General features: G+C 68.1%; 14 protein-coding genes and 1 pseudogene. 2 read left to right on the top strand and 13 right to left on the bottom strand.

The window, feature by feature from the left end; genetic code table 11:
- A pseudogene (locus tag JHD63_RS18215) lies at window positions 1–118 on the top strand (IS5/IS1182 family transposase); the annotation flags it as partial.
- 43 nt (window positions 119–161) lie between these two features.
- Here the strand turns inward: JHD63_RS18215 and JHD63_RS18220 are convergent.
- The 13 genes from JHD63_RS18220 to JHD63_RS18280 form a co-directional block, all read right to left on the bottom strand.
- Window positions 162–983 (bottom strand): shikimate dehydrogenase family protein, encoded by an 822-nt coding sequence (locus JHD63_RS18220; protein ID WP_198972226.1) that lies wholly within the window; start codon window positions 981–983, stop codon window positions 162–164.
- 2 nt (window positions 984–985) lie between these two features.
- On the bottom strand, window positions 986–2,434 hold the full coding sequence (gabD, locus tag JHD63_RS18225) for an NADP-dependent succinate-semialdehyde dehydrogenase (protein ID WP_198972227.1): 1,449 nt from the start codon (window positions 2,432–2,434) through the stop codon (window positions 986–988).
- A gap of 17 nt (window positions 2,435–2,451) precedes the next feature.
- Window positions 2,452–3,195 (bottom strand): SDR family NAD(P)-dependent oxidoreductase, encoded by a 744-nt coding sequence (locus tag JHD63_RS18230; protein ID WP_198972228.1) that lies wholly within the window; start codon window positions 3,193–3,195, stop codon window positions 2,452–2,454.
- A gap of 17 nt (window positions 3,196–3,212) precedes the next feature.
- The gene (gene lpdA, locus JHD63_RS18235; protein ID WP_198972229.1) at window positions 3,213–4,616 is read right to left on the bottom strand and encodes a dihydrolipoyl dehydrogenase; all 1,404 of its coding nucleotides are present in this window, start codon (window positions 4,614–4,616) and stop codon (window positions 3,213–3,215) included.
- 9 nt (window positions 4,617–4,625) lie between these two features.
- Window positions 4,626–5,864, bottom strand: coding sequence for a pyruvate dehydrogenase complex dihydrolipoamide acetyltransferase (locus tag JHD63_RS18240; RefSeq protein ID WP_198972230.1), 1,239 nt, complete (start codon window positions 5,862–5,864; stop codon window positions 4,626–4,628).
- Between the two features lies 1 nt (window position 5,865).
- Window positions 5,866–6,351, bottom strand: coding sequence for a VOC family protein (locus tag JHD63_RS18245; protein WP_198972231.1), 486 nt, complete (start codon window positions 6,349–6,351; stop codon window positions 5,866–5,868).
- Window positions 6,352–6,368: 17 nt separating this feature from the next.
- Entirely contained in the window at window positions 6,369–8,558 is a 2,190-nt protein-coding gene (locus tag JHD63_RS18250) for an alpha-ketoacid dehydrogenase subunit alpha/beta (protein WP_198972232.1), read from the bottom strand.
- Between the two features lie 107 nt (window positions 8,559–8,665).
- Window positions 8,666–9,493 (bottom strand): SDR family NAD(P)-dependent oxidoreductase, encoded by an 828-nt coding sequence (locus JHD63_RS18255; protein ID WP_198972233.1) that lies wholly within the window; start codon window positions 9,491–9,493, stop codon window positions 8,666–8,668.
- Complete coding sequence (locus tag JHD63_RS18260) at window positions 9,490–10,212, bottom strand: ABC transporter ATP-binding protein (RefSeq protein WP_198972234.1); 723 nt, start codon at window positions 10,210–10,212, stop codon at window positions 9,490–9,492. The genes JHD63_RS18255 and JHD63_RS18260 overlap by 4 nt, the downstream gene beginning before the upstream one ends.
- The gene (locus JHD63_RS18265; protein WP_198972235.1) at window positions 10,209–10,961 is read right to left on the bottom strand and encodes an ABC transporter ATP-binding protein; all 753 of its coding nucleotides are present in this window, start codon (window positions 10,959–10,961) and stop codon (window positions 10,209–10,211) included. The genes JHD63_RS18260 and JHD63_RS18265 overlap by 4 nt, the downstream gene beginning before the upstream one ends.
- Window positions 10,962–10,972: 11 nt before the next feature.
- The gene (locus JHD63_RS18270) at window positions 10,973–12,250 is read right to left on the bottom strand and encodes a branched-chain amino acid ABC transporter permease (RefSeq protein ID WP_198972236.1); all 1,278 of its coding nucleotides are present in this window, start codon (window positions 12,248–12,250) and stop codon (window positions 10,973–10,975) included.
- 24 nt (window positions 12,251–12,274) lie between these two features.
- Window positions 12,275–13,216 (bottom strand): branched-chain amino acid ABC transporter permease, encoded by a 942-nt coding sequence (locus JHD63_RS18275; protein WP_198972237.1) that lies wholly within the window; start codon window positions 13,214–13,216, stop codon window positions 12,275–12,277.
- A 120-nt stretch (window positions 13,217–13,336) separates the two neighbouring features.
- Window positions 13,337–14,572 (bottom strand): branched-chain amino acid ABC transporter substrate-binding protein, encoded by a 1,236-nt coding sequence (locus JHD63_RS18280; protein ID WP_233168384.1) that lies wholly within the window; start codon window positions 14,570–14,572, stop codon window positions 13,337–13,339.
- A 289-nt stretch (window positions 14,573–14,861) separates the two neighbouring features.
- On the opposite strand from JHD63_RS18280, the gene JHD63_RS18285 reads away from it, so the two are divergent.
- A complete protein-coding gene (locus JHD63_RS18285) occupies window positions 14,862–15,605 on the top strand; it encodes a FadR/GntR family transcriptional regulator (RefSeq protein WP_198972239.1) in 744 nt (247 codons plus the stop codon).
- Window positions 15,606–15,732 lie beyond the last annotated feature (127 nt).

Raw genomic sequence — 15,732 nt, forward strand, 5'->3', positions numbered from 1 at the left:
GCTGGCCGCGTTTGGCAAGCTGCGAACCCGCTTCGAGCGCCGCATCGACATTCATGTCGCGCTGCTTTCCCTGGCTTGTTGTGTCATCTGTGCTCGCAACCTCCCTTTGTTTTGTTAGCCGCTCTTAGAAGCGCCATCTTTTTTCCATTCAAAACCCCAAGTCAGCCGAACAGCCGCGGCACCTTGCCCGGCGCAATGTCCAGGCCGATGAACCGGGCGATCTCCACGATCTGCCCATACAGCATGCGGTGCCCCGGGTGGGCCGTCGCGCCGCGCTCGCGGGCGGCGGCGAGCAGGGCGGTGTCGCGCATCACGGCCTCGCACACCAGCGAGCCGGGCTGCAGGGTGTCGACCGGCAGCGGTGCCGGGTCGCCCTCGTGCAGGCCGAGTGCGGTGGCGTTGATCACCACGTCAAAGCGCGTGGCGTCGGCCGCGCCGGTGCGCAGGTCCACGCCCGGCAGTGCCGGGGCCAGGCGCTGCACCGCCTCTTCGGCCCGCGCCATGGAGCGGTTGCTCAGCACCAGCGCGGCCGGCTGCTCGCGCCCCACCGCATAGGCAATGGCCTTGCCCGCGCCACCCGCGCCCAGCAACAGCACGCGACGCCCTGCCAGCAGGTGGCCGCACTCCTTCAGCCCGGCAACGAAGCCCTCGCCGTCGAGGTTGCCGCCCACCCAGTGGCCCTGCGCCGCATCCCAGCGCAAGGTGTTGGCGGCGCCCACCAGGCGCGCCGCCGGGGTCAGCTCACCGCACAGGGCGACCACCGCCTCCTTGTGCGGCATGGTGACGACCAGCCCGGCAAGGTTCTGGCAGCCGGCCAGCCCCGCCAGTAGCTGCGGCAGTTGCGCAGGCGCCGCGTGCAGCGGCACGCACACGGCGTTCAGCCCCTGCCGGGCGGCCGCCGCGTTGAACAACTGGGGGGTGCGCACGTGGGCGATGGGGTCGGCCACGATGCCCACGACCCGGGTAGCGCCGTCGATCCTCAATCTCAGATCCCCGCCATGTTGATGTACTTGATGACCAGGTAGTCCTCAATGCCGTAGTGCGAGCCCTCGCGCCCCACGCCCGACTGCTTGACGCCGCCGAACGGCGCCACCTCGTTGGAGATGAGCCCGGTGTTCACGCCCACCATGCCGTACTCCAGCCGCTCGGCCACGCGCCAGACGCGGCCCAGATCACGCGCATAGAAGTAGCTGGCCAGGCCGAACTCGGTGTCGTTGGCCATCGCCACCACCTCGTCTTCGGTCTCGAAGCGGAACAGCGGGGCCAGCGGGCCGAAGGTTTCTTCCCTGGCCACGGCCATGGCCTGCGTCACGTCGGCCAGTACCGTGGGCTCGAAGAACGAGTGCCCCAGCGCGTGGCGCCGGCCGCCGGTGAGCACGCGAGCGCCCTTGGCCAGGGCCTCGGCGATGTGCTCTTCCACCTTGGCCACGGCCTTGCCGTCGATCAGCGGGCCGATGCGCGTGCCCTCCTGCAGGCCGTCGCCCACGGGCATGGCCTGCACGGCGGCCACCAGCTTTTGCGCAAAGGCCTCGTATACCTTGGCGTGCACGTACAGGCGGTTGGCGCATACGCAGGTCTGGCCCGCGTTGCGGTACTTGGAGACCAGGGCGCCCTCCACGGCAGCGTCCAGGTCCGCATCCTCGAACACGATGAAGGGCGCGTTGCCGCCCAGTTCCATCGACACCTTCTTGATGGTGGCGGCGCTTTGCTGCATGAGCGTGCGGCCGACCTCGGTCGAGCCGGTGAAGGTGAGCTTGCGCACCAACGGATGGGTCGCCAACTCGGTGCCGATCTCGCCCGCCGCGCCGGTCACTACCGACAGCACGCCGGCCGGAATGCCCGCGCGCTCGGCCAGCACTGCCAGCGCCAGTGCGGTGAGCGGCGTCTGCGAGGCCGGCTTGACCACCATGGTGCAGCCCGCCGCCAGTGCCGGGGCGGCCTTGCGCGTGATCATCGCGGCCGGAAAGTTCCACGGCGTGATGGCGGCGCACACGCCGATCGGCTCCTTGGTGACGACGATGCGCTGGCTGCCCATGGGCGAGGGAATTGTGTCGCCATAGATGCGTTTGCCCTCTTCGGAGAACCACTCAACGAACGAGGCGGCGTAGGCGATCTCTCCGCGCGCCTCGGCCAGGGGCTTGCCCTGCTCCGTGGTCATGATGCGGGCCAGGTCTTCCTGGTTCGCCAGGATCAGCTCGTACCAGCGGCGCAGCAGCGCGGCGCGCTCCTTGGCCGTGCGCGCGCGCCAGGCGGGCCAGGCGCGGTGGGCCGCCTCGATGGCCTGGCGCGCCCGCGCGGCACCCAGGCGCGGCACGGTGGCGATCTGCGCGCCCGTTGCAGGGTTGGTGACGGCAATGGTCTGCTGGGCTCCCACCCACTGGCCGTCGATCAGGCACTGCTCGCGCAGCAAGGAAGAATCTTGCAAGTTCAGCATGTCATTCGCTCCGTTGACTAACCTGCAATGTAAAGGCCGCCGTTGACGTGGATGACCTCGCCCGTGATGAAGCTGGCCGCGCTGCTGCACAGGAAGCCGATCACGCTGGCGATCTCACCGGGCTGGCCCAGGCGCCTGAGCGGCGTCTGCTCCACCGACTCCTGGCCGCGCCGGGCAATGAGTTCGCCGGTCATGGGCGTGGCGATGACGCCGGGCGACACCGCGTTGACCCGCGTCTTCGGGCCCAGCTCGCGCGCCAGGGAGCGGGTCAGGCTCATCAGCCCGCCCTTGGAGGCGCTGTAGTGCGCGTTGTAGAACGCGCCGCGGTGGCCGGCCATCGAGGTCAGGTTGACGATGGCGCTGCCGTCGCGCAGGTGCGCAATGGCGCGGCGCGTCAGGTAGAACACGCCGTCGAGGTTGATCGCCAGCGTCTGGCGCCACTGCGCGTCGGTCATCTCTTGCACCGGCTGCGCCAGGTACAGGCCGGCCGAGGGCACGAGGTGGTCGATGCCGCCAAAGCGCGCCTGCGCCGTGTCCACGGCGGCCTGGGCGTCTTCAGGGCTGGCGGCATCCATGCGCAGCACGGCCACGCGCCGGGCCACGTCCGCGCCCAGCCCGTGGGCGAAGGACTCCAGGCTCGCATGGTCCAGATCGGTGAGCACCAGGTTGGCGCCGTGGGCGTAGAAAAGCGCCGCCACGCTGCGGCCGATGCCACCGTTGGCACCGGTCAGCAGCAGCGTCTTGTCCTGAAAGTCGTACATGGTGAAAAGTCTCCGTATCAGATGTGCAGCGCCCGGCCATGGGCCGCGAGCACGGCTTCGTGCATGGCTTCGGACATGGTGGGGTGCGGCATGATGGTGGCCATCAGCTCGGCCTCGGTGGTCTCCAGGCTCTGCGCCACGGCAAAGCCCTGGATCATCTCGGTCACCTCCTCGCCCACCATGTGCGCGCCCAGCAGTTCGCCGCTGGCGGCGTCGAACACCACCTTGGCGAAACCCGCCGTGGCGCCCATGGCAATGGCCTTGCCATTGGCCAGGAAGGGGAACTTGCCCACCTTCACGGTGCGCCCGGCCGCCCTGGCCTGCGCCTCGGTCCAGCCCACGCTGGCCACCTGCGGGTGGCTGTAGGTGCAGGCGGGCACGCGGCGCGGGTCCAGCGCATGCGGCTTCAGGCCCGCGATGTGCTCCACGCACAGCACCCCCTCATGGCTGGCCTTGTGCGCCAGCCAGGGCGGCCCAGCCACGTCGCCGATGGCGTAGACGCCGGGCTCGGCCGTGCGGCACCGCGCATCGGTGACGATGTGGGTCATGTCCACCTGCACGCGGGTCTTCTCCAGCCCCAGGTCTTCCACGTTGCCGACGATGCCGGCGGCCACCAGCACCACGTCGGCCTGCACCTGCGGCGCGCTTCCGGCGCCCTGCGGGCGCAGCGTGAGCTGCCAGACACCGTCCACGCGCGTGGCCCGCTCCAGCGCCACCTGGGTGTGCACCCGGATGCCATCCTTCTGCAGGCTGGCGGCCACCTGGGCGGAGATGTCCTCGTCTTCCAGCGGCAGCACGCGCGACGCCATCTCCACCACGGTGACCTCAGCCCCCACGGCGCGGTAGAAGCTGGCGAATTCGATGCCGATGGCCCCGGCGCCCACGATCAGCAGGCGTCTGGGCAGCGAGGGCGGGGTGAGCGCCTCGCGGTAGCTCCACACGCTCTGGCCATCGACCGGCAGTTGCGGCAACGGGCGCGCCCGCGCGCCCGTTGCCAGCACGGTGTGCGCGGCACGCAGCACCTGGGAGCTGCCGCCCTCTCCCGTGACGGCCACCGCGCCGCCGCCCTGCAGGCGTGCGTGTCCGGTGAACACATGCACGCCGTTCTTCTTCAGCAGGCCGGTGACACCCTTATGAAGCTGCGCCGCCACGGCGCGTGAACGCGCCACCATGGCAGGCAAATCGGCCTCGGGCGGCTGCACCTTGACGCCGAACTGGGCCGCGCCGCGCACCAGGCGCAGCACGTCGGCCGAGCGCAGCAGCGCCTTGGTGGGCAGGCAGCCCCAGTTCAGGCAGATGCCGCCGAGCTGGGCTTTTTCCACCAGCGCGGTCTTCATGCCCAACTGCGCGGCGCGGATGGCGGCCACATAGCCGCCCGGCCCGCCGCCGATGACCAGCAGATCGAAGGTTTTTTCAGACATCGCGCGCCCTCAGATCAGCATGGACAGCGGCGCCTCGATGGCGCGCTGGAATGCGGCCAGCCACTGCGCGGCCAGGGCGCCGTCGATGGCGCGGTGGTCCACCGAGAGCGTGCAGGACATTGCCGTGCCCACCCTCAGCTCACCGTTCTCGACCACCGGCTTTTGCTGCGACGCGCCCACGGCCAGGATGGCGGCCTGCGGCGGGTTGATGATGGCCGAGAACTCGCACACCCCGAACATGCCCAGGTTGCTCACGCTGAACGAGCCGCCCTGGTATTCGTCCGGGCGCAGTTGGCCGGCGCGGGCGCGTGCGGCGAGGTCGGCGATCTCGGCGCTGATCTGCGACAGCGGCTTGCGGTCGGCCGCGCGCACGATTGGCGTGATCAGCCCGGAGTCGGTGGACACGGCCACGGCCACGTCGGCCTGCGGGTACTGGCGCATGGCGGTTTCGGTCCATCCCACATTGGCCTGCGGCACCTCGCGCAGGGCCACGGCCACGGCGCGCACGATGAAGTCGTTGACCGATATCTTGCGGCTGGCGGCTGCGTTGATTTCGGCGCGCAGCGCCAGCAGGCGCTCCATGCGGCACTCCGCCGTGAGGTAGAAGTGCGGGATGGTGGACTTGCTCTCCGTCAGGCGCCGGGCGATGGTGCGGCGCATGTGGGAATGCGGCACTTCGGTGAACGCGCTGGCGCCTGCCGGCGCGGGCGCCGGGGCCGCAGCCACCGGGGCCCCTTGCGCCGCCGCAGGCGGCGCGCTCAGGGCGCGTTCGATGTCGATCTTCACGATCCGGCCATGGGGGCCGCTGCCCTGCAGGCGCGCGAGGTCCATGCCGTGCTGGGCGGCCAGGCGGCGCGCCAGCGGGCTGGCGCGCAGGCGCGCGCCGCCGTCCTGCGCCGCTGCCGGGGCAGCGCAGAGGGCCTCAGGCTGCATGGGGGCCGCCACCGCAGTGGCCGCGGGTGTGGCGCCGGCGGCTTTCAGCAGGGCCTGAACGTCGCCAGCGGCCTCGCCTTCGGCCAGTAGCACGGCAATGGGTGCGCCGACTTCCACCTCCTGGCCCGCTGGCACCAGCCATTGCCCCATCACGCCAGCGCCGTTGGCGCTGATTTCGACGATGGCCTTGTCGGTTTCCACTTCGGCGAGGCAGTCGCCCGTGGCAATCGGCTCACCCTTTTTTTTCGACCAGGCGGCCAAAGTGGCGTGGGTAGCGTTGGCTGCCACTTCAGGCATACGCAGCAAAGTGGCCATATCACACGCTCCCGCTTTTCAGGTCGGCCCGATAGCCGTGGATGTCGTCGTACTGCACCAGCTCCAGCACGTTGCCTTCGGGGTCGCGGCAGAACGACAGGAAGGTGCCGGGGCGCACTTCCACGCGCGCGGTACCGGTGAGGAGCTCCGCGCCGTGCGCCCGCAGGCGCGACGCGGCGGCGTCGATGTCATCGACGATGAACGTCAGGTAGCAGGCGTTGGGCTGGTCCAGAATGAGGCCGCTGCGCGGGGCGGCGACCGGCGGGTTGACCGGCGCCAGCAGCTTGATGCGCTCGCCATGGCTTGTCTGCAGGCGCACCACGATGTAGCCGCCATCGGACAGCGCCGCCTGGCGCGCCTTGTCGGCGGGCACCGCCACTTCGCTCACGAACTGGCAGCACAGCGCGTTTTCGTAGAAGTGGCGCATGCGCGGCAGATCGCGCACGCCCAGGCCCACTTCGAGGGGGGAAATCATCGTCATCGACATGGCATGTCTCCTTGCTCTCAGGCACGGCCTTGGTCGCGCATCACTTGCTGCAGGCCTTGCACCACTTCTTCGGTGCGCGCGGCGGCGGCGCGCTCCAGCACCCTGGAGATGCTGGGCGATGCTTCGGCGCCGGTCACGCGCTGCACCGGCTGGTCAAGCCAGTCGAAGCAGCGACGCTGGATCTCATCGGCCAGCCAGCCGCCGTACGAGGTGCCGCGCGCGCCCTGCTCCACGATGAGCACGTTGTTGGTCTTCTGGATGCTGGCTTCGATGGTGCCCCAGTCCAGGCTGGCGCGGTCGAGCCAGCGCAGGTCCACCACCTCGGCATCGATGCCGGTCTGCTCCACCGCCTCCAGCGTGTGCTGGACCATCGACAGGTAGGTCAGCACCGTCAGGGCCTGGCCGCTGCGGCGCACCGCCGCCTTGCCCACGGGGATGATGTAGTCCAGGTCGTCTACCGGCGCAGGACCGGTGCTGTTGTAGAGGTCCACATGCTCGATCACCAGCACTGGGTCCTTGCAGGCCAGTGCGGCGTTCATCAGGCCCACGTAGTCGAACGGCGTGGAGGCGGCCACGATGCGCCAGCCGGGGCTGGTGACAAAGATGCCCGCCGGATCCATGGAGTGCTGCGAGCCATAGCCCGTGCCCATGGCCACCTTGGTGCGCAGCACCAGCGGCACCTCGAAGCCGCCGCCGAACATATGGCGCGCCTTGCCGATCTGGTTGAACACCTGGTCCGCCGCCACCCACATGAAATCGGGGTACATGAACTCCACCACGGGCTTGAAGCGCCCGTCCATCGCCATGCCGCCGCCCAGCCCCACGAAGGCGTTCTCGCTGATGGGCGTGCCCAGCACGCGCGCGGGGAAGCGCTCGCGCAGGCCGCGCGTGGCGCCATTGGTGCCGCCCTTGAGGCGGTGCACGTCCTCGCCCATCACGACGACGCCGGCATCGGTCTCCATGCGGCGGGCCATCACGTCGGCCACCACGTCGACGAACTTGCGCGGCTCGATCCTGCCGGTGAACGTGGCGGCCTCCTCGGCGCGCAGGCACTGCAGCTCGCTCAGGTCTCCGCGTACGCCGACGTCGCGGAAGTCGGGGCTGGGCCAGAGTTCCGGGCGAATGCGGCGCTTGCCGGGCTTGCCCGAGGGGTCGGCCTCCAGCAATTGCGCGCAGGCCTGGGCCATGGTGTCCTTGACGCGCTGGCGCAGCGCCTCGGCGTCTTCGGCGGTGAGCAGGCCGCGCGCCTGCATCCTGCCGGCCAGCAGCGCCAGCGGATCGCGCGTGCGCCACTCCTGCTCCTCGGCCTTGGAGCGGTAGCCGAAGGCGCTGCCGGGGAAGGGGCCGTTCTGGTGGAAGAAGCGGTACACGTCGGCCTCGATCACGGCCGGGCCCCTGCCCGCGCGCATCCAGGCCAGGGCTTCCTGCATGGCCAGGTGTACGGCCAGCGGGTCCATGCCGTCCACCTTCCAGCTCGGGATGTTGAAGGCCAGGCCGCGCGCCGACAGGCGGGTCTCGGCCGTGGACTCTTCGACCGTGGTGGAGACGGCGTAGCGGTTGTTCTCGATGAAGAAGCACAGCGGCAGCTTCCAGGCGGCCGCCAGGTTCATCGACTCCAGCACCGAGCCGATGTTGACCGCGCCATCACCGAAGTAGGTCACGGCCACGGCATCGGTGCCCGCGTGCTTGTGCGCCCAGGCCGCGCCGGCGGCCAGCGGCACGCCGCCGCCCACGATGGCGTTGGTGCCCAGGGCGCCCGCTTCGACCCACTGCAGATGCATGGAGCCGCCCCGGCCATGGCAGAAGCCCTGGTCCAGCCCCAGGATTTCGGCCAGCGTGCGCTGCAGCAGGTGCTGCACCGCGCCGTCCAGCGACGCCCTGGGGTCGATTCCCTGCGGGGCGATGTAGCCCAGCGCCTTCGAGAGGAACTGGTGGTGCCCGCGGTGCGAGCCGTTGATCTGGTCGGCCCTGGTCAGTCCGACGATGGAGCCGGCGGCGCCGCCTTCCTGGCCAATGCTGGAATGCGCCGGGCCGTGCACTAGACCAACGCCCGCCAGCTCCAGTACGCATTCCTCGAATCCGCGAATGATCTGCATGTGGGCCAGCAGCGAGCCCAGCAGTGCCGGGTCGGCCTGTGCCCAGTCCGCATCGGTGGTAGAGAGCTGGACCCAGTCGCTCGCCGGGGCCAGGGGGGTGCGCAATGGCATAGGGTGTTCCTGTCGGGTTCTATGAACGGTGTGGAAGATTCAAGTCAAAAGGGCTTGCAGCCCATGTATGGCGTTCGCTTTCAGCTCTTCTTTTCAGAGCACTGATTTCAATAGCCATGGGCCAGCCAGCCGCCGTCCGACACCAGGGCATGGCCGGTGATGAAGGCGGAGGCGTCGGATGCCAGGTAGAGCGCGGCCTCGGCCATTTCCTCGGGGCGGCCCAGGCGGTTCATGGGGGTCTTGCCGCACAGCTCGGCGCCGTTGATGACGCCGCGCCCCATCAGGTCCTCCATCAGGGCGGTGTGCGTGTAGCCCGGGCAGATGGCATTGACGCGGATGCGGTGCTGCGCCCATTCCGCCGCCAGGCACTTGGTGAGCGACACCACGCCGGCCTTGGCCGCGCAGTACGCCAGGCGGTGGGCCGAGCTGGACAGCCCCCAGATCGAGGCGGTGCTCAGAATCACTCCGCCGCCCTGCCGAGCCATGCGCTTGCCGGCGGCCTGGGCGCAATAGAAGACACCGGAGAGGTCGATGTCGATGGCGCGGCGCCATTCGGCGGGCTTGAGCTCAAGCGACGGCTTGTTCATCGAGATGCCGGCGTTGTTCAGCAGGACGTCGATGCGGCCCAGGCGCGCCTCGGTGGCGGCGCAGGCCTGCTCCACCGCCACGTCGTCCGCGATGGATGCCTGCACGATGTGCACATCCACGAAGGGGAAAGCCTCGCGCAGTTGCGCACGGGTCTGCTCCAGCGCGGCGGCGTCGATGTCCAGCAGCATCAGTCTGGCGCCGTGGCGGGCGAAGGCGTGGGCCATGGCGCGGCCGATGCCGCTGCCCGCGCCGGTGTTGAGCACCACCTTGCCGGACAGGCCGGGGTAGTGGGCCGGGGTGAACGGCTGGGCCTCTGGGTAGCCTTGGGGAATGGGGGAGGTCGTCATACGGCGAGCCAATCTTTCATGAGTCGGGAGTTGGATGTGAGCTCGTGCGGGGCACCTTCGAAGACGATGCGGCCATGGCCCATGACGCATACGCGGCTTGACACCTTGAGCGCGATGGCCAGCTTCTGCTCCACCAGCACGACCGACACGCCCCTGCGGTGGATGTCGCGTATGGCTTCGCCGACGACCTGCACGATCTTCGGCGCCAGGCCTTCCGTGGGCTCGTCGATCAGCATCACCACCGGGTTGCCCAGCAGCGAGCGGCACATGGTCAACATCTGCTGCTCGCCACCCGACAAGCTGCCGGCCCTGGTGTTGCGCCGCTCCTTGAGTCGGGGGAAGTAGTCGAACATCTGCTCCACCGACCACTGCACGCGCCCGGCGCGCGGGGCCTGCTCGCCCATGCGCAGGTTCTCGTCCACCGTGAGGTTGGCGAACACCTCGCGCTCCTCGGGCACAAAAGCTACGCCGGCGCGGCAGATCTCGAACGAGCGCGCGCCGCTGATGCGCCGGCCCTGCAGCAGGATCTCGCCGCCGGTGGCGGGCACTAGGCCCATGATGGTTTTCATGGTGGTGGAGCGCCCCGAGCCGTTGCGTCCCAGCAGGCTCACCACCTCGCCGGGCGCTACGTGGAAGTCCACCCCGTGCAGGATGTGGCTCTTGCCGTAGTGGGCATGCACGCCGTGGAGCGCCAGCAGGGCTTGCGTGGAACCATTCATGCTGCGGCCTCCTCGCCCAGATAGGCTTCCTTGACCTTTTGGTTGTTGCGGATCTCCTCGGGCGTACCGGTGGCGATGACTTGGCCGTACACCAGCACGCTGATGCGGTCGCACAGGGAGAACACCACGTCCATGTCGTGCTCCACGATGAGCAGCGAGCGGCCCTGGGTTACCGTCTTGATGAGTTCGACCGCATAGTCGGTCTCCTCGTGCGACATGCCGGCCATGGGCTCGTCGAGCAGGATGACCTTGGGGTCCGAAGCCAGCGCCATGCCGACCTCCATCGAGCGCTGCTCCGAGTACGACAACTCGCCCGCGCTGCAATCGCGCCGCGCCTGCAGGCGCACCCGCTCCATCAACTGCTCGGTTTCCGCGCGCACCGTGGCGTAGCCGCTCACGAAGCGCCACAGCGTGTGCTGCACGCCGTGGCGGCGCATCACGGCGATGCGCAGGTTCTCGTACACCGACAGCCTGGGAAAGAGATTGGTGATCTGAAACGAGCGCGCCAGCCCCAGGCGGTTGATGTGCTGCGGGCTCGCACCCTGGATGTCGTGACCGTCGAATTGGATGCGCCCGCCGGTGGGCGCGTAGTGGCCCGAAATCAGGTGGAACACCGTGGACTTGCCCGCCCCGTTGGGGCCGATCACGGCATGGCGCTCGCCGGCACGCAGTTCCAGGTCCACGCCGCGAATGATCTCGGCGTCGCCAAAGGACTTGCGCACGCCGCTCAAGCTCAGGATGGGTTGCATCGGGTTCTGGCTCACAGTGCGCCCCCTTGCCGGGCGGTGGGGGACTCGACGTGGCCGGCGTGCTCCTGCAGCGCATGCCACAGGCGCGCCGTGATGCGCACCAGCGCCACGCCCACCGCCCACAGGCCCAGCGGCACGGCCCAGGTGGCCACGGCCGTGGGCGGCCAGTGACACCCGAACAGGGGGATCGGCGCCCAACCCGCGCCAGCATTCAGCACCGCCATGGCGCGGTAGTCCTGCGAGAAGAAGCGCTGCAGCAGCTCCACCGTGAACACCGTGCCCGCAGTGAGCAGCAGTCCGGCAAGCAGGCCCGCACACAGAGTCGGCAGCAGCGCGACGGTGCCATGGGCACGGCGCGACGCGCCGAACCAGCGGATGAACCCGGTCAGCCCGGTGGGCATGAACATCATCACCAGCACGAACAGCACGCCCTGGTAGAGCAGCCACGAGCGCGTCAGGTCCGACACGGCGTAGCCGAAGAAAGTCATCAGGGCGGCACCCAGCGCCGGGCCGAGGAAGACCGATACGCCGCCGATGTAGCTGTTGAGCACCACAGCCGCCGAAACCTGGCCTTCGAGCAGCACATAGTTGGCCGACTCGGTATTGAGCGCCTGCAGGCCGCCCGCAATGCCTGCGAACATTGCGGAAATGGCAAACACGGTGACGTTGAGGCGATGCACGTCATAACCCAGGAACTTCAGGCGCTGGCTGTTCTCGCGCAGGCCCAGGGTCAGCCGGCCCACGGGGGTGAGCGTGAACAGGTACAGCAGCACCAGCGACAACAGCACCCAGGCCAGCACGAGGTAGTACACCTCGGTCGACGAGCCAAACGTCAAGCCCCAGGCCGGCATGCGCATGGCGGAAATGCCAGCCTCGCCACCGAACAGGCCCTTGAGGTGCGGCGCCAGCGCGTGCAGCAACTCGGCCAGGGCCAGTGTGATCATGGCAAAGTAGGTGCCGGTGCGCTGCGTGGCGAACCAGCCTGCGACCACGCCCGTGAGCAGGCCCGCGACGGCACCGGCCAGCGGCATCAGCGGCGTGGGCAGCAGGCCCGCGCCGTTGAAGGCGTTCATGGCGTGCACCGTGGCGAAGGTGCCCACGCCGAAATAAGCCGCATGTCCGAACGACAGCATGCCGGCCTGGCCGCACAGCAGGTTGAACGCGCACGCAAACAGCGCGGCGATCAGCATCTGGATCGCGGCGTTGACGAGCGACTGCGACAGCAGCGCGGGCAGCGCAACCAGCAGCCCGACGCCGACGGCTGCAAGTATCCAAGGCTTCGATTTCATGGTTTGCACTCCTGACGGCAGCGCTCAGTTCTTCTCGCCCATGAGGCCCGAGGGGCGCACCATGAGGACCAGCAGCATCAAGGCGAAGGGAATCGTGGCGGAGATGCTCGACAGCTTGAGCGATAGCAGTCCGCCCACCTGCTCGGCCCATTCACGGGCCCCGAACCAGGCCAATACATCGGCCAGGCTGTAGTCCACGCCCACCGACAGCGAGGTGATGACGCCAATCAGCAGTGAAGCCAGCATGGCCCCTCCCATGGACCCCAGGCCGCCGACGACCACCACCACGAATACCGTCACCCCCAGCTCAAGCGCCATGTTGGGATTGGTCGTGTAGAAGGCCCCGGCCACGGCGCCGGCCAAGCCGGCCAGCGCCGCCCCCACGCCGAACACGCCCGTGAACACCAGGGGCACGTTGTGGCCCAGCGCCTCGGCCATGCGCGGCTTGTAGATGGCCGAGCGCACGACGATGCCCACCCGGGTACGCGTCAGCAGCAAAGAGACCAGGATGAACATCACCACCGCCACCGAGCCCATCAGGATGCGGTAGGCCGGATAGTTGGTGGCCCCCAGCCGGAACAGCGCAAAATCCATGCTGGCCGGAATGCGGTAGTCCACCGGAAAGTTGCCGAAGAACAGCTTGATGAGTTCGGCGATGATGAAAGACAAGCCGAACGTGAGCAGCAGCTCGTGCGCGTGCCCGTGGTGGTGTACGCGGCGCAGGAAAAACTTTTCTACCGCCATGCCCACCAGCCCCACCAGGAGGGGGGACACGAGCAGCGCGCCCCAGAAGCCCAGGCTGCCCTGCAGCGCATAGGCAAAGTACGCACCGAGCATGTAGAACGAAGCGTGGGCGAAGTTCAGCACGCCCATCATTCCGAAGATGAGCGTGAGGCCGGCGGAGACCATGAACAGAAGCAAGCCGTAGATCACGCCGTTGAGCAGCGAAACGATCAGGTTCTCCAAGGGAATATTCCTTTTTTCAAGCGCGCGCGGCGGCCGGAGCCGCAGCCCATCTGCGGCCCCAAGGGAAACGAAATGAGGGGAAGGGGCCTGCTGCCAGTCAGGCCCCAAGGAGGCAGGGCGCTACTTCGGCCGCTGCATCTTGCAGCTCGCCTGAACGGGCGTCGCGGCCTCCTGGGCGCTGAACAACCTGACCGTCTGGAAGCCCATGGGGGTTCCGTCCGCCTTGAACCGCGCCTCCTTGCTGAGCTTGGACACCACGATGGGCAAAAGGATCTGGTGATCCTCGGCGCGCATGCTCGACTCACCCAGCGGCGTCTTGAAGCTCGCCGTCTCCAGGGCCTTGGCAAAGGCATTCACGTTCAGCTTGCCGTCCTCGGCCTTCGCGACCTTGAGCACCGAAGCAACCATCTGCAGGCCGAATACGGTCTGCCCCTCGACATAGACCGGGTAGTGGCCGGTCCTGGCCTTGTAGCCCTCGGCGAAATGCTCGCTGTCCTTGCCATTGGCGTCGGCGTTGAACGGGTGCGCCACATAGTTGCCCAGAGCCGCATCCCCGGCGTTGGCGATATTGCCCGGCTGATCCAGGAAGGTCGTGCCAAAACGAACCTTCAGACCCGCAGCCTTGGCGGCCTTCATCATCAACAGCAGATCGTTGGACCAGTTGCCGGTGATCACCGTGTCGGCCTTCGAGGCCGCGATCTTGTTCACGTAGGGCGCGAAGTCCTGGATCTTGTTGGTGTCGTGCAGCGTCTTCTCGACCACCTGGTAGCCGCCCGCCGCGGCGTTGGCCACGATGGCGGCCTCCATGTCCTGACCCCAGGAATAGTTCTGATTGATGGAATAGACCTTGGTGCCCAGCACGCCATCCTGCTTCATGGCCGACACCAGCGCCTTCACGCGCACCTGGGCATTGGGGTTGAAGCGGAAGTGATGGAAGTGGCACTTGTCGCCCGTCAGCTCCAGCGCCTCGCCGCCCACGTTGAGGAACACCACCTCCTGGCCCGGGTTGCGCAGGTTGAACTTGCGCACGTCCTCGGTGATCTGGCCGCTCACCGCCGACGATGAGCCCTGCACGATGAGCTGCACGCCATCGGCCAGCGCCGCCTTGACCTTGTCCGAGGCGCCGGCTGGGCCGCCCTGGTTGTCGTACTCGACGAGCTGCACCGGCTCGCCGTTCCAGCCGCCCGCGGCGTTGATCTCATCGATCACGTAGCGGGTGGCCGCCCTGAACATCAAGCCGGTGGAGGCTTGCGGGCCCGACAGGGTCTCGACCAAGCCGATCTTCAAGGGTGCCGCCTGGGCGCCGGCGCCGGCCATCACCAGGGAAGCCAACACGATGTTTTTTGCACTGGACATTACGGACATTCAGGTCTCCATGTTTCGTATTCCCGCATGACAAACGCCGGCCTGTCCGGCGCACGTCCCGCAGAGGTGTCTGACATTGTCTTTATTTGGTCAGACCAAAAATTCTAATGGTCAGGCAGGATGAGATCAAAGAAAATCCACCAGAATCAGGGTAACTACTAGTGCAATGCCACTGTTCTTGAGCGCGCTCGCACCGGATTTGTGCGTGCGTGAATCCACGGAAACTGGTAGGACCGTTTAACATGTCTGACAACTTTCCCCAGTGCGGAGACACCACCCCATGGCACTCAATCCCATTGCAGCCGACGACAGCCCTGCCGCCAGCCCCGACGGCGGGCGGCATCTGCCCGATGAAATCGCCGCCACCATCCACACGCGGGTGCAGCGCGGCGAACTGCTGCCCGGTGAACGTCTGCCCAGCGAGCGCGAGCTGTGCGAGCTGTTCGGCGTGAGCCGCTCAGTGGTGCGCGAGGCGCTCTCGCAGCTCAAGTCGGACGGGATCATCGAAACCCGGCGTGGCAGCGGCGCCTATGTGCTGGAGCGCGACCAGCGCCAGTCCTTCCGCATGCAGGACGTGGTGATCGACGAGCGTGACAGCCTGGCGCTGGTGATGGAGCTGATCGTCACCGTCGAGGTGGCGGCCACGCGGCTGGCGGCGATGCGCCGCACGCCCGAGGACCTGAAGATGATCCGCCGCGCGCTCATCGGCATGGAGTACGAGATCGCCAACGACCGGCTGGGCGACGAGCAGGACTTCGCGTTCCATCAGGCCATCGTCGAGGCCACGCACAACCCGCATTTCGTCGCACTGAGCTCGCACCTGGAGCAAGGCGCGCGCCGCGTAATCCGCCAGGCCCGCACCAACACGCGCTCTCGACACATGGACCTGATCGAGGCCGTGCAGGAGGAGCACCAGGCCATCTTCGACGCCATCAAGGCCAGCGACGCCGACGCCGCCGCGCGCGCGGCAGAGGACCATCTCAGGAACGCCGCCCAGCGCCTGGACATGTACCTCAAGAGTTAGGGCAACGCTGAATAAGTCCGCGCGGTGGCGCGCGCCCTGGTGTGGGATGGGATGCAAGGCGCAAACCGCAGCCATAGCCGCAGCTATGGCGAGGATTTGCAACGCCGCAGACCGCCCACGGCAGGGA

The sequence above is a fragment of the Xylophilus sp. ASV27 genome (assembly GCF_016428875.1).
Classification (GTDB): domain Bacteria; phylum Pseudomonadota; class Gammaproteobacteria; order Burkholderiales; family Burkholderiaceae_C; genus Xylophilus.

Excerpts from the sequence above, each read along its gene's own strand:
- gabD (WP_198972227.1), bottom strand. The coding sequence starts at position 2,434 with ATGCTGAACTTGCAAGATTCTTCCTTGCTGCGCGAGCAGTGCCTGATC.
- JHD63_RS18245 (WP_198972231.1), bottom strand. The coding sequence starts at position 6,351 with ATGTCGATGACGATGATTTCCCCCCTCGAAGTGGGCCTGGGCGTGCGC.
- JHD63_RS18230 (WP_198972228.1), bottom strand. The coding sequence starts at position 3,195 with ATGTACGACTTTCAGGACAAGACGCTGCTGCTGACCGGTGCCAACGGT.
- JHD63_RS18285 (WP_198972239.1), top strand. The coding sequence starts at position 14,862 with ATGGCACTCAATCCCATTGCAGCCGACGACAGCCCTGCCGCCAGCCCC.
- JHD63_RS18265 (WP_198972235.1), bottom strand. The coding sequence starts at position 10,961 with ATGCAACCCATCCTGAGCTTGAGCGGCGTGCGCAAGTCCTTTGGCGAC.
- JHD63_RS18270 (WP_198972236.1), bottom strand. The coding sequence starts at position 12,250 with ATGAAATCGAAGCCTTGGATACTTGCAGCCGTCGGCGTCGGGCTGCTG.
- lpdA (WP_198972229.1), bottom strand. The coding sequence starts at position 4,616 with ATGTCTGAAAAAACCTTCGATCTGCTGGTCATCGGCGGCGGGCCGGGC.
- JHD63_RS18250 (WP_198972232.1), bottom strand. The coding sequence starts at position 8,558 with ATGCCATTGCGCACCCCCCTGGCCCCGGCGAGCGACTGGGTCCAGCTC.
- JHD63_RS18255 (WP_198972233.1), bottom strand. The coding sequence starts at position 9,493 with ATGACGACCTCCCCCATTCCCCAAGGCTACCCAGAGGCCCAGCCGTTC.
- JHD63_RS18240 (WP_198972230.1), bottom strand. The coding sequence starts at position 5,864 with ATGGCCACTTTGCTGCGTATGCCTGAAGTGGCAGCCAACGCTACCCAC.
- JHD63_RS18260 (WP_198972234.1), bottom strand. The coding sequence starts at position 10,212 with ATGAATGGTTCCACGCAAGCCCTGCTGGCGCTCCACGGCGTGCATGCC.
- JHD63_RS18280 (WP_233168384.1), bottom strand. The coding sequence starts at position 14,572 with ATGTCCAGTGCAAAAAACATCGTGTTGGCTTCCCTGGTGATGGCCGGC.